Consider the following 12,423-nt stretch of genomic DNA (forward strand, 5'->3'; position numbering starts at 1 on the left):
ATAGAACTCAGGGGACATAGAGTGCACATTTGGGCAGTGGCAAATCAGAAAGGTGGAGTAGGAAAAACAACCACGGTGGTTTCATTGGCAGGATTATTGGCAGACGCTGGCAACAGAGTTCTGATGGTAGATCTTGATCCACATGGATCATTAACGAGTTATTTTCGTTTTGACCCAGACTCGATTGAACATAGTGCTTATGACCTTTTTCAAGTCAGCGGGAAAATACCAGACACTCTGCCTCGGCAACTTATTCTAGAAACGGGGCATCCTAATCTTTCTTTATTGCCTGCTTCAACGGCATTAGCGACCTTGGAACGTCATGCCCAAGCACAGGGTGGTATGGGGTTGGTGATTTCCAAAACACTTGCGATTCTATGGGATGATTATGACTATGTATTGATTGATAGTCCGCCTGTTCTTGGGGTACTTATGATTAATGCATTGGCGGCTTGCCAACAGTTAGTGATTCCGGTACAAACCGAGTTTTTGGCCATCAAAGGTTTGGAGAGAATGGTGCGCACCTTGACTATGATTAACCGTGCAAGGAAACGCCCTGTTCCTTATTTGATTGTGCCAACCCTATTTGACCGACGTACGCAAGCGTCCAATAAAAGCTTGAGAAGCCTGAAAGATTCTTATGAGGAACTGGTGTGGCATTCTGTTATCCCCGTCGACACTAAGTTACGAGATGCCAGTACCGCAGGTGTTGCTCCTTCTGCGCTTGATGCGAGTGCGCGAGGTGTAAAAGCGTATGCGAGTCTGATGGACTCCTTATTGAACCCAGTGGGTTAAATGGTTATGAAAGAAACGAAAACAAAAGATCAATTGGTTGGTCCCCAACTTGCGGTGCAGAGGTATCTTGATGATTTGCTGCAAGAGGCGACGATCGTTGATTCAGATGAGCCTGAATCTTCTGAACCGGATGCATTAGAAGAAGCATCGGATGAAAAGAAAGTCAATGAAGAAGATATAGACGATTCATTTGGTGAGGTTACAGAAGACGCTGAAGAACGAGAGACAAAAGAGGAGCAGGTCACCGATTCAGAAGATAGTTTCTCTGAAGCTCCTTCTCTTGAGGACTGGGGGTTAACGGCGGATGGTGTTGAAAAAGAATACAGTGAAGCGTCTCTTGAGGCGTTAGATGCTTCCTTTGCCGATTTTGAGAACGCCATTTCTGGTATGCAAGGAGAGGCCTTGCAAGAAAGTACAACTGAAGCAGAGGCTATTGAGCCAGAGCCAGAGCCAGAGCCAGAGCCAGAGCCAGAGCCAGAGCCAGAGCCCATAAAAAGCCGATGGGTGGCGAAAACAGAACCTTTGCCTTGGGCTAAGAGTCGTTTTGAATGTCTCTTGTTTTACGTTGGCGGGCTAAAAATGGCGGTTCCTTTAGTTGAACTTGGTGGTATACACCAAAGTAGCCATGACAAACTTACCGCCATTTTTGGACAGCCTGATTGGTTTATGGGAGTCGCGAATGTCGGCGATTTCAACTTGCGTACCGTGGATACGGCACGTTGGGTGATGCCAAATCACTATCAAGGTGATTTAAAAGAACATTTTAAATTTGTGATTCAACTGGACCGATCTGATTGGTCTATTGCTTGTGAAAAAGTGGCTGAAGCCATTTCACTAGAACCGTCGCAAGTGAAGTGGCGCAGTGATAGGAGTAAACGACCTTGGTTGGCAGGTACGGTAATTGATCATATGTGTGCCATACTAGATGTGCAGGGGTTTATCGAGCTTTTGGAAGACCCCGACAATGGGTTTAAAAAACACCTTAAACAAAGTTGATTGATCATGCTGAGTGATCATGGAGAGAGACGATGACAACAAAGAGCATAGCGTTAAATGAGTCTAAGCAATCGGAAGATCCAATTCTTCAGTGGGTGACGTTTCGTTTAGAAAATGAGATCTACGGTGTGAATGTTATGCAAGTCAAGGAGGTCCTGCGATACACTGAGATTGCTCCGGTTCCAGGGGCGCCCAGTTTTGTATTGGGTATTATCCATTTACGTGGTACGGTTGTGACGGTTATCGATACGCGTCAGCGTTTTGATCTGCCTTCAGGAGATATCACGGATTCGTCTCGTATTATGATTATGGAAGTGGAAGGGCATGTCATTGGTATTTTGGTGGATGCGGTTTCTGAGGTTGTTTATCTGCGCCAGTCTGAAATTGAAGTCTCTCCAAGTGTCGGTAATGACGAATCTTCAAAATTTATTCAAGGTGTATGCCATAAAAATGATATTCTGTTGATTCTCGTGGATCTCGATAAGCTTCTATCGGAAGATGAGTGGTCTGACATAGGTTCAATGTAAATTCGAAGGTAGTTGTACTCGATGGAATCTCAATGGTTGTTTAACCTTCTTCTCGTGCTTCAATTTATAATGTTAGTTGCGTTAGCTGTTTGGGGACTTCGTTTATCTAGGCGTGTAAAGCGCATGCAACAAATGCATCATGAAGCCGATTTGAATCAAAAAAAGCAAGTTCAAGTATTAGCGTCTGGATCAATCGGTATGGGAAGACGTTTGGTTGCCATTGAGAAGAAATTGAATATCGCCGTTGAGCGACAGTCAGAGCTTCTCTCTAAAGAAGGAAATATTTCCTATAATCGAGCGATGGATTTGTTGGATATGGGGGCAACTGTCGATGATTTAGTGTCTAAGTGTGGCTTGATTAGAGCGGAAGCGGAGTTAATTAGTCTGTTGAAGAAAGAATCGCGCCGTAATTCAGACTATCACTAACGTGCTTTCTACTTTTGCAGTTAACGCTTGTCTCAGTCTTGTCACGACCAGCGATGCTTCTTTAAGTTGTGAGCAAAGGCGATGATTTCTGCAACCGCTAAATAGAGTGATTCGGGAATTTCCTCGCCTAATTCAATGGTGCTGAGCATTTCAACGAGTTCAGGGCTTTGATGAAGCATAACATCGTGCTCTTCCGCGATTTCTAAAATGCGCTTGGCAATTAAACCCTCCCCTTTCGCTGTGACTTTAGGCGCGCCAGCGTAATCGTATTTAAGGGCAACGGCTTTTTTCATTAAGTTCTCTCATCGATCAAAGTAGTATTTTTGGGTTTGACGGGCGGATCATCTTTTAGTTTACTTTGGAAAACGTCCAAACGTTCCACATCTATATCCTTTTCTCTAAGCTTTTGTTTCAGTTCTTCCATGTGCTGTCGAATCGCTGTTTGAGTGGCTTTTTGCTCGGCAGCAAAGACAATACCCACTTTATTACCTTGAATACTGAGACGAGTATCAAAGCGTCCCGTTTCTTCAAAATCGAACTTCAGCTTTACTAGCCAGCGACGCTCTTCTTTTGGAAGCTCTTTGGTTGACGCATCTTGATCAATATCCAATTGTACAAGATGGTTTTGTTGTCCCTCTTTGATGGGTAAATCAATATGCATAGGGAACATTTGTGCATAGGACTGATTGCTGTCGGCAAAGTGCCTTAATTGGTTTGTGCTGATACGCTCAATGGCATTGGCAATTTGGTCAGTTGGGAACGGTTTTATCGAACTTGTTTCTTGGTGTGTTGTATTTAATCTTGAGAGATTAAGTTTTAAATCTGCTGCGGCTAATGGATGGTTGTTTTTAAGCAGCGACTCTGCAAACTGTCCACTTGTTTGTAGCGCCTGCTTCATGGCGTTTGGTGACTGGGTTAGTGTATCGATATTGGGCAGGTTCTGAATAAGTTGCGTCAGCGCCTGCTGTACTTTGGGGGGGAGTGGCGCAGTAGTAGAGTGTTGAATAGACTGCAACTGTTTTAATAATTGGGCCATTTCGCTGGCCGATAATTGTTTAGGGAGGCTATGTTTAAGGGCTTCAATAGTCAGGTTGCTTGCTTGTGAGCTATTTGAGGGTAAGACCTGTAGCTGATTTTTATTATCAACAAACACTCTGAGGACATCGCCTTTTTTGACCGACGTCTGCGAGGTGATTGTAAAGTGATTTTGGCCATCTGATACTTGAGCACTGTACTGTGTTTGACCATTGGTGTTGGTTTGGGACGTGGCAGAGAGGACGGTTAAGTTGACCACACGAGACGCTAAAACAAGGTTGTTGGCTGTTGATTGTGGCAGAGTGAGGCTGGCTTGGTGGGCGCCATTTAATCGAATCTGCGTGTTTTCATTACCTGAAATAGATATTGGTTTGCCGGTATTGATCAGGCTAAAGGTGGTGTTTTGTGGCGTGGTTGCCTGCAAAAGTTGCGCGGGTTTCCCCTGAAAAGTGAGCTTTTCGCTGCCCGTGAGGCGAATCATGCTCATGCTTTCGATCAGCTTTATCTCACTGTTGAGTTTGCTGATAAGGCCAATTTGTTTTTGTACCACTGGTTGGGCATTGGACTGATTTGCTGTCTGGGTGTTGGATCCTTTAATAGTGGGTAGCATAGGCAGACATACTCATTCGGTATTTGACGAACTTTCTCTTATAATAGGCGTTTTTACCTATTCTTGGGGTTTTCAAAACACACAATGGCGTTATTATGACCTTAACGGATCAAATGGACATTTCTTTTGCAATCTAATATATCGTTAACCATATCAGATTTATGGATCGAGCGCGGCGACAGAGATCTTTGTAAAGGTTTTTCTTTAACGGCGACATCGGGCGATATTATTCATATCCTTGGAGACAACGGCGCGGGTAAGAGCTCTTTGTTTAAAACATTATTTGGGCTTGTATCGCCTGTAGAAGGCGAGGTACAACTGAATGGTGAGGATGTATTGAGCTACCGGGATCCATTATTGAAGCAGTCTCTGTATATTAGTCATGCCTTGGGGTTAAAGAGTGTCTTCACTGTGCTTGAGAACATCCGTTGGTACTTCCCTAAAGTGTCAGAAGCGGATATTGCGCGTGTCTTGTCCTTATTGAAAATAGAGGGCTACCTTGACGTTCCGATTAAAGCTCTATCGGCAGGACAAACTCGACGGGTTGCTTTGGCGAGGCTGTGGTTGTCGGAGTTACCGATTTGGTTTCTAGATGAGCCTTTTTCTGCTCTTGATATGGTAAGTATTCAATTATTGGAGGGACGGATAAGAGAACATGCTGAACAGGGGGGAATAGTTTTTTTTACCTCTCATCAACCCGTAACGCTATTATCGCCAAGGCGGGTAGAGTTAACGGCATGACGTACTTTTCTTACTTTAAAGCCGAGTGCCTAGTATTGTTTCGTCGCAAGCAAAATCTTGTGAATGCTTTATTGTTTTTTGCGTTAGTGATTGTGCTGTTCCCTCTTGGAGTGGATCCCTCTAAGGCATTTTTAGCCCCTGCAGCAGGGGGGATTATTTGGTGCGCAGCGGCACTGGCAACGGTGATTTCTTTAGAAAGTATGTTCAAAGAAGACTACGCCGATGGCTCTTTAGAACAGCTTTTAGTCAGTGGCTTATCCATTTCTTGGTTAGTGTTACTCAAGGTGTTGGTTCATTGGTTGGGGATGATAATTCCCTTGTTATTGTTAACACCGATATTTTCTGAGATGTTATTTCTCCCTGACGGTGTGTTGGGCGTACTCATGACGACATTGTTGCTTGGTACCCCTGGGTTATTTTTGATTGGTTCAATTGGCGCCTCTTTAACGGTATCCTTAAGGCAAGGTGCGTTATTGATGTTGTTGCTTATTCTGCCTTTTTATTTTCCGATTATTATCTTTTCTACTTCGGCTATACAGGCGGTGGCCTCCGGTCTGCCATATAGCGGATTATTAGCAATTATTGGTGCCATATCGTTATTAGCACTGGTTATGTCGCCGTTAATGACACCTATTTGTTTAAAAGCGAGCGTACGTTAATGAGTTGGAGCTGGTTTCATAAATTAGGCTCTCCAAAGTGGTTTTTCCAATGGTCAAAAAAGTGGGCGCCCCCCGTTTTTTGCTTAGGAGTGCTTGGCATAGTAGTAGGAACGGCGTGGGGGCTAGCGTTCGCCCCTAAAGATTATCTACAGGGTAATGTCTTTCGCATTATTTATTTGCATGTGCCAAGTGCTATTTTGGCTGAGTCTTGTTATTTATCACTTGGTATAGCAGGTTTTGTTTTTCTGGTTTGGCAAATGAAAATGGCCCCCATTTTTATTAAAGCCATGGCTCCTATAGGTGCAGTAATGGCAGCCATTGCGTTATTTTCTGGCTCGATCTGGGGGAAGCCCACTTGGGGAACTTGGTGGGTCTGGGATGCTCGACTTACGTCAGTATTGGTTTTGTTTATGCTTTATATGGGGATCATCGCGATCCAGAATGCCTTAGATGATAGGGTGTTAGCGGATAAAGCGGCTGCGGTCATTTGTGTAGTGGGGGTCATTAATTTGCCCATTATTAAATATTCAGTCGTTTGGTGGAATACGCTTCATCAGCCTGCCACTTTTAGTTTTATGAAAAAGCCGGATATGCCTGAAGTTATGTGGATGCCTTTGTTGATCTGTGTGGTGAGTTTTTATTTGTTTGTTGCGGGTTTGGTTATATGGCGCATGCAAACGGAGATATTGCGTCGTGAACATCGTGCTAGCTGGCTGAAAACAGAGGTGGTTGGCGATGGCATTTGATAGTTGGACCGCTTTTTTCCAAATGGGGAACTATGGGGTATATGTATGGTCTGCCTATGGATTAGGGGCGTTGGCATTGGTTGGCTTGGGGTTGGAAACCTTGATAAGTTGTCGCAAAGAAATTAACAAGCTTAAAAAGCGCTATATAAGAGAGTCTAAATCCTAGTGCACCCTGTCAGACGAAAACGCCTTATTACGATTGCTATTATTGTATTGGTGCTAAGCGGTGCCATAGGCTTAGTCCTGTATGCTTTGCAGCAAAATATCAATTTATTTTATACGCCGACCCAAATTGCTTTGGGTGACGCTCCGACAGGTGTCAATATTCGTGCGGGTGGGATGGTGGTGAAGGGGAGTGTTAAGCGTGATATTAATACCTTATTCGTCTCCTTTAATGTCACCGATTTTAAGCATACTGTTCACATTGAATACCATGGTATTTTGCCAGATTTGTTCCGTGAAGGTCAGGGTATTGTTGCCCAAGGGAAGTTGTTGTCAAATGGTACGTTCCTCGCGTCTCAAGTGTTGGCAAAGCATGATGAAAAATACATGCCGCCCGATGTCGCTAATGCACTTAAACAAGCCAAAGATAACACTCCATCCAACCCCTATAATGATAATTAGGCTTTTTTATGCTTCCTGAAGTGGGTAATTTTTCTCTTATACTCTCTCTGTTCTTCGCTGGCAGTTTAGCAATTGTGCCCATTATTGGCTATTGGCGCCATAACCCTATTTTGTTATCCACGGCACGTCCTTTGACCTTATTAATGTCTTGTTTTGTCTTGGTAAGCTTTATTGTTTTGGCCATTGCATTCTTGACCAATGATTTTTCTGTTTTGTATGTGAGTTTAAATTCCAATAATAACCTGCCTATTTGGTATAAATTCAGTGCCATTTGGGGTAGTCATGAAGGCTCCTTGTTGCTGTGGGTGCTGATTCTATGTGGTTGGAGTACCGCTGTTGCCTTGAAAAGTCATACCTTACCTAAAGAGGTGGGGCCCATTGTTCTGAGTGTGTTGGGAATGGTAGCAACGGGTTTTCTACTTTTTATGTTATTCACATCATCGCCTTTTGTTCGTGACTTGCCTAATGTGCCAGCCAATGGTGAGGACTTAAATCCGCTTTTGCAAGACGTTGGGCTGGTGATTCATCCGCCCATGTTGTACATGGGTTATGTCGGCTTCTCAGTGGCGTTTGCCTTTGCGATTGCAGCGTTAATTACAGGTAACCTAAATTCGTCATGGGCGCGCTGGGCACGTCCTTGGACGGCCGTCTCGTGGGCATTTCTAACCTTAGGGATTACGCTAGGCAGTTGGTGGGCATATTACGAACTGGGTTGGGGCGGCTGGTGGTTTTGGGATCCAGTCGAAAATGCGTCCCTTATGCCTTGGTTGGCAGGCACGGCGTTGATTCACTCTCTAGCCGTGACGGAAAAGCGCGGGGTGTTTAAAAGTTGGACGGTCTTATTAGCCATTTTCACTTTTAGCCTGTCTTTGCTAGGCACCTTTTTGGTTCGTTCTGGTGTATTAACCTCTGTGCATGCGTTTGCGGCGGATCCAACACGTGGCGTTTTTATTCTTGCCCTGTTGATTGTGCTAATCGGCAGCAGCTTGTTGTTGTACGCTTTACGAGCATCCCAAGTAAAAGCGGGAGTGGCTTTTGGGGTAACTGGTCGAGAAGCTTGGTTGCTGTTGAATAATATTATTCTAACAGTACTCACTCTGACGGTATTGTTAGGCACGCTTTATCCCCTGTTGTTTGAGGCTCTTGATCTTGGGCGTATCTCGGTTGGGGCGCCTTATTTTAATACTGTCTTCTCGCCCCTTGCCTTATTACTAATGGTGTTTATGGCAATTGGCCCTCTGTCTAAATGGCATAACACCAAGCCTTCTTTATTAGTGCGTTTATGTGTGTGGCCTGGCGTTGTCTCTATCTTGCTTGCTGGTGTTATTAGCTATGCTTATCACTTAGGTGGCATGGCTTGGCTGAGTTTGTCGGTGGCGTTTTGGGTGGTGTTATTAACGTGTAAAGATTGGTTTTTAAAGGTTTCCTCAGGGTCGAAAGGGATCATTCCCAGAGCTCGACAACTACCGCGTAATTACTATGGCATGATGTTAGCCCATTTAGGGCTGGTAGTGAGTTTGATCGGCATTTTGATGGTCAGTACCTGCAGTAAAGAAACCACAGTAAAAATCGCGGCGGGACAGACGGTATCCTTTGCAGGTTATCAATTTACTTTGAATCAATTTGAGTCTCTAAAAGGACCCAATTATGTGGCGGATCAAGCTGATATTGCGGTTTATCAGGACGGTAAGTTGGTGACACAACTTAAACCGGAAAAACGCTTTTACGAAGCGCGTCGTCAAGTGATGACGGAGGCCTCTCTCGATGCGGGGATGACTCGAGATATCTACGTGTCTTTGGGAGAAAAGCTTGATGATCAGGCTTGGAGCATGCGTATTTATGTTAAAGCCTTTGTTCGTTGGATTTGGTTTGGTGGCATTTTAATGATGTGTGGTGGTGTGTTGTCGGCTTTAGATAAGCGTTATCGAACTCGAGTAGAGGGACGTCATGCGTAAGGTTATTTTTTTTATTCCTCTCGTCGTGTTTATCGCGCTAGGGATCGTGTTTTATCTTCAGCTTGGCAAAAATCCTGAATACATGCCCTCTGCTTTGGTTGGTAAGCCTGTGCCAAAGATCCACTTGGTCTCGCTCGACACCGATCAAGTTGTCACTAATGTGGAGTTACCAAAAGGGCCCTATTTAATCAATTTTTGGGGAACTTGGTGTCCAACTTGTGCAATAGAGCATCCCTATTTGATGAGACTGGAAAAACAGGGAGTACCCATTATCGGTATTGATTACAAAGATGACAAGGCCAGGGCGGAGCAATGGTTACGTAATAAGGGCAACCCCTACAAAATGGTGTTGCTGGATGAACTGGGGAATTTCGGCGTCAATATGGGCGTAACGGGCGCACCAGAAACCTTTGTTATCAATAGTAAGGGGATCATTGTATATCGACATCAAGGTGCGGTAGATGATGTGGCTTGGAAAACCATTCAGGGGTATATGCAATGATTGACGCCGTCATTTTTCGTCGTTTGATGAAACTTATTGTATGGCTGGTCCTATCCTATACTGCTTATGGGCAAGCAGAGGAGTTGATGACATTTAGCTCACCTGTTAATCAGACGCGTTATGACGCGTTAGTGAAAGAGTTACGTTGTCCTAAATGCCAAAATCAAGACATAGCCGATTCGGGATCGGGGATTGCGAAAGATCTTCGACATAAAATTCACGACATGATTGAAAACGGTCAGTCGGATAAGGAAATTGTGGATTACATGGTCGCCCGATATGGCGATTTTGTGCTGTATCGTCCCAAACACAATGCAGCGACTTTTGCACTCTGGTATGGTCCCTTTATTTTGTTAGGAGTCGGTTTGGTTATTTTTGCGGTTGTCATTATTAGGAACCGACTTCGTCGCAAAGGAGAGAGTATATGATGACCGCCTGGTTGGTAATGGCGTTTATGTTGGTCGTCAGTATTGCGTATTTATTTACGAGTGTTCAAAAAGAGCAAACGCGGCGATCGGAAGTAAGTGCTAACACATTTGATAATGTGCGACGTTACGAGATACAGGTGGAAGAAGAGGTGGGGCGCTTGTCTCATGAGGAGTCGACTCAATTATTGGAAGATCTTGCCTCAGAAACGAGACGTGCACAGGAGCAGCATAGATCCTTTAATATCATGGAACCGCGTTTTTCTCGTTTTGTGTTAACTGCTGTGGCGTCGTTTGTGATACTGGGCAGTGTATGTCTTTATCAATACTTAGGTTATGCCAAAGAGGTAGTGTTTACCGAACAGTTGCAAGCGAAAACCGTTACACCTAAGCAAGTAGAAGCCTTTTTGTCTTACCGTAGTCATCGCTATAATCGACCTGCGGATTGGTACTACGAAGCGAATAATTATATGAAACAAGGTGAGTACGCCAAAGCAGAGGCATCTTATTTGAAAACGCTAGCGCTTTTGCCTGAAGAGTCGCCTGATCGCGTGAATGTCTTAGTGGCTTATGCTCAATCCATATTTTACGCTAATGGCAATAAAAGTTCGTCAAAAATGGAAAAAGTGGTGCACGAGGCGTTAGCGCTTGACCCCAACCAAGCGACAGCACTTGGGCTTCAAGGAGTCGCCTATTTTTCTAATAAAGACTACAAAAAGGCGGTAATAGCCTGGCAAAATGCCGCTCGTCATAATCATAATATTACGGAGCGAAATACCTTATTATCGGCGATTATGAAAGCGAGAGAGGAAGGCAATATTTCTTACCAGGACGTCCCTCCTGTGATCACGAATGCCATTGCGATGAAAGTGGAATGGGATCCGAGTAAGGTAACGTGGCATGCTGATGATATTTTATTGGTGTACGCTTGTATTCCAGGTCAGAAGATCCCCATTGCTATCCGTAAAATATCACCACAAGCGCTTAATAGCCCCATCGTACTAACAAATCTGGATAATTTAATGTCAACGCAGACGCTGGCAAGTACAAAAAAGGTCGATGTTTTCGTAAAATTGTCTAGTATTCATTCATCTGACCTGACAAAAGGGCGCGTAATTGGTATAAGAAGGGCTTTGCCTTCAAACAGTGAGTCGATTTATTCAATCAAAGTCAGCTTGTAATTGAATCCTATCGAGCTTCGTTTGATAATACAGTCAACTTTATTGATCTTATTCGGAAAATGTAATGGAATTTAGCTTGCGTGAGTGGCTAATCTTAATAGGCGTCTTAATCATCATCGTCATTTTGATAGATGGTTTTCGTCGGTATAAAAAAGGGCAAACCTTTAGCCAAGAAGATGAGGAGTTTCTCGACCCTGATGATCTTGCTAAAGAGGCGGTGATTAAAAGTGAACTGCCAAATGGTGGAGCTCGTCCGGCATCGTCAAAAAGTAAGAAAGCACAGACTGATCCAATTGCCAATGCGTTTGAAAATGCCCGCAAAACGGTTAATTCACCATTGGCAGATGTACCCCATAAAGTCTATTCGGGCCCTGCTTTAGACCGAGACGATGAAATGCATTTAGATGAGTTAGCCAGTTTGGTTCCTGAGCGGGATAATAGGCAGACGGGGGGATCTCATCATGATTACTCAGATACCGATACTCAGCAAGAGGAATACGATGAGTACTATGATGATCTGGATGTAACGGTAAAGGACGATGGTTTGCTAGACCGTGAAGAGGCCGTTGATGAGCTGGAGGACAACGATTATGAGCGGAACTATTCCAGTATTGATATGGGTCAGCCGTCGTTGCAGGGCCGGAGTCTCGATGACGATGATACGTCTGGTAACCGTGATGATGTGGCGGAGATTGAAGAAGTCATCGTTATTAACGTATTTGCCCCAGAAGGCGAAACCTTTTCGGGCATTGAATTACTTCAATTGGTTCTTAATTGCGGTATGCGTTATGGTGAAATGGATATTTTTCATCGACATGAAGAAGGCTTTGATCGTGGTCGTGTACAGTTTAGTATGGCCAACGCCATTGAGCCTGGTACGTTTGATCTTGATACCATGGGAGAAAGCGATTGCCCAGGTGTGAGTTTCTTTATGGGCTTGCCTGGACCTAAGAACAGTATGAAGGCCTTTGATTTTATGTTGGAAACAGCGCAGGCCTTGGTACGTAATCTTGGTGGTGAGTTACGTGATGAACGACGTAGTCCGATGAGCGAACAAACGATTGCCCATTGTCGACAACGTATTCGTGATTTTGAAAGGCGTCGGTTGACACGACGTAAATCATAAACCCATAAGTTTTTACAAGGCCCTAAGGGGCCTTGATTGTTTCTAATCTCTTTCCTGTTTTTATATCGAGTGTTT

General features: G+C 44.2%; 16 protein-coding genes. 14 read left to right on the forward strand and 2 right to left on the reverse strand.

What is annotated here, in order from left to right:
- The first annotated feature begins 21 nt into the window (after positions 1-21).
- The 4 genes from AC0VYI_RS05820 (at position 22) to AC0VYI_RS05835 (ending at position 2,744) form a co-directional block, all read left to right on the forward strand.
- Positions 22-795: a ParA family protein gene (locus AC0VYI_RS05820; RefSeq protein WP_199476932.1), complete on the forward strand. Its 774-nt coding sequence runs from the start codon at positions 22-24 to the stop codon at positions 793-795.
- A 6-nt stretch (positions 796-801) separates the two neighbouring features.
- Entirely contained in the window at positions 802-1,791 is a 990-nt protein-coding gene (locus tag AC0VYI_RS05825; protein WP_475447927.1) for a chemotaxis protein CheW, read from the forward strand.
- A gap of 32 nt (positions 1,792-1,823) precedes the next feature.
- Positions 1,824-2,318: a chemotaxis protein CheW gene (locus tag AC0VYI_RS05830; RefSeq protein WP_233407814.1), complete on the forward strand. Its 495-nt coding sequence runs from the start codon at positions 1,824-1,826 to the stop codon at positions 2,316-2,318.
- A 123-nt stretch (positions 2,319-2,441) separates the two neighbouring features.
- Positions 2,442-2,744, forward strand: coding sequence for a DUF2802 domain-containing protein (locus tag AC0VYI_RS05835; protein ID WP_233407815.1), 303 nt, complete (start codon positions 2,442-2,444; stop codon positions 2,742-2,744).
- Positions 2,745-2,785: 41 nt separating this feature from the next.
- Here the strand turns inward: AC0VYI_RS05835 and AC0VYI_RS05840 are convergent, their stop codons facing one another.
- Both AC0VYI_RS05840 and fliK read right to left on the reverse strand, forming a co-directional pair.
- Positions 2,786-3,037 carry an EscU/YscU/HrcU family type III secretion system export apparatus switch protein gene (locus AC0VYI_RS05840; protein WP_475447929.1) on the reverse strand — a complete coding sequence of 84 codons (252 nt, stop codon included), beginning with the start codon at positions 3,035-3,037 and terminating at the stop codon, positions 2,786-2,788.
- Positions 3,037-4,389 (reverse strand): flagellar hook-length control protein FliK, encoded by a 1,353-nt coding sequence (gene fliK / locus AC0VYI_RS05845; protein WP_475447931.1) that lies wholly within the window; start codon positions 4,387-4,389, stop codon positions 3,037-3,039. Before fliK ends, AC0VYI_RS05840 begins: the two co-directional genes overlap by 1 nt.
- A gap of 126 nt (positions 4,390-4,515) precedes the next feature.
- On the opposite strand from fliK, the gene ccmA reads away from it, so the two are divergent.
- The 10 genes from ccmA (at position 4,516) to zipA (ending at position 12,348) form a co-directional block, all read left to right on the forward strand.
- Positions 4,516-5,130: a cytochrome c biogenesis heme-transporting ATPase CcmA gene (ccmA, locus tag AC0VYI_RS05850; protein ID WP_475447933.1), complete on the forward strand. Its 615-nt coding sequence runs from the start codon at positions 4,516-4,518 to the stop codon at positions 5,128-5,130.
- Positions 5,127-5,789: a heme exporter protein CcmB gene (gene ccmB, locus AC0VYI_RS05855; protein WP_199476938.1), complete on the forward strand. Its 663-nt coding sequence runs from the start codon at positions 5,127-5,129 to the stop codon at positions 5,787-5,789. The genes ccmA and ccmB overlap by 4 nt, the downstream gene beginning before the upstream one ends.
- The gene (locus tag AC0VYI_RS05860) at positions 5,789-6,535 is read left to right on the forward strand and encodes a heme ABC transporter permease (protein ID WP_199476939.1); all 747 of its coding nucleotides are present in this window, start codon (positions 5,789-5,791) and stop codon (positions 6,533-6,535) included. The genes ccmB and AC0VYI_RS05860 overlap by 1 nt, the downstream gene beginning before the upstream one ends.
- Entirely contained in the window at positions 6,525-6,701 is a 177-nt protein-coding gene (gene ccmD / locus AC0VYI_RS05865) for a heme exporter protein CcmD (protein ID WP_475447935.1), read from the forward strand. The genes AC0VYI_RS05860 and ccmD overlap by 11 nt, the downstream gene beginning before the upstream one ends.
- A complete protein-coding gene (gene ccmE, locus AC0VYI_RS05870; protein ID WP_475447937.1) occupies positions 6,701-7,159 on the forward strand; it encodes a cytochrome c maturation protein CcmE in 459 nt (152 codons plus the stop codon). The genes ccmD and ccmE overlap by 1 nt, the downstream gene beginning before the upstream one ends.
- Before the next feature lie 8 nt (positions 7,160-7,167).
- The gene (locus tag AC0VYI_RS05875; protein ID WP_475447939.1) at positions 7,168-9,114 is read left to right on the forward strand and encodes a heme lyase CcmF/NrfE family subunit; all 1,947 of its coding nucleotides are present in this window, start codon (positions 7,168-7,170) and stop codon (positions 9,112-9,114) included.
- Positions 9,107-9,616 (forward strand): DsbE family thiol:disulfide interchange protein, encoded by a 510-nt coding sequence (locus AC0VYI_RS05880; protein ID WP_475447942.1) that lies wholly within the window; start codon positions 9,107-9,109, stop codon positions 9,614-9,616. Before AC0VYI_RS05875 ends, AC0VYI_RS05880 begins: the two co-directional genes overlap by 8 nt.
- The gene (locus AC0VYI_RS05885; RefSeq protein ID WP_475447944.1) at positions 9,613-10,044 is read left to right on the forward strand and encodes a cytochrome c-type biogenesis protein; all 432 of its coding nucleotides are present in this window, start codon (positions 9,613-9,615) and stop codon (positions 10,042-10,044) included. The genes AC0VYI_RS05880 and AC0VYI_RS05885 overlap by 4 nt, the downstream gene beginning before the upstream one ends.
- Positions 10,041-11,222 carry a tetratricopeptide repeat protein gene (locus AC0VYI_RS05890; protein ID WP_475447946.1) on the forward strand — a complete coding sequence of 394 codons (1,182 nt, stop codon included), beginning with the start codon at positions 10,041-10,043 and terminating at the stop codon, positions 11,220-11,222. The genes AC0VYI_RS05885 and AC0VYI_RS05890 overlap by 4 nt, the downstream gene beginning before the upstream one ends.
- A gap of 64 nt (positions 11,223-11,286) precedes the next feature.
- Positions 11,287-12,348, forward strand: a complete 1,062-nt coding sequence (gene zipA, locus AC0VYI_RS05895) for a cell division protein ZipA (RefSeq protein WP_475447948.1) — start codon at positions 11,287-11,289, stop codon at positions 12,346-12,348.
- The last annotated feature ends 75 nt before the right edge of the window (positions 12,349-12,423 follow it).

The organism is Marinomonas sp. 63XJN7_9_ISO-PGPR-S23-217, from assembly GCF_056173515.1.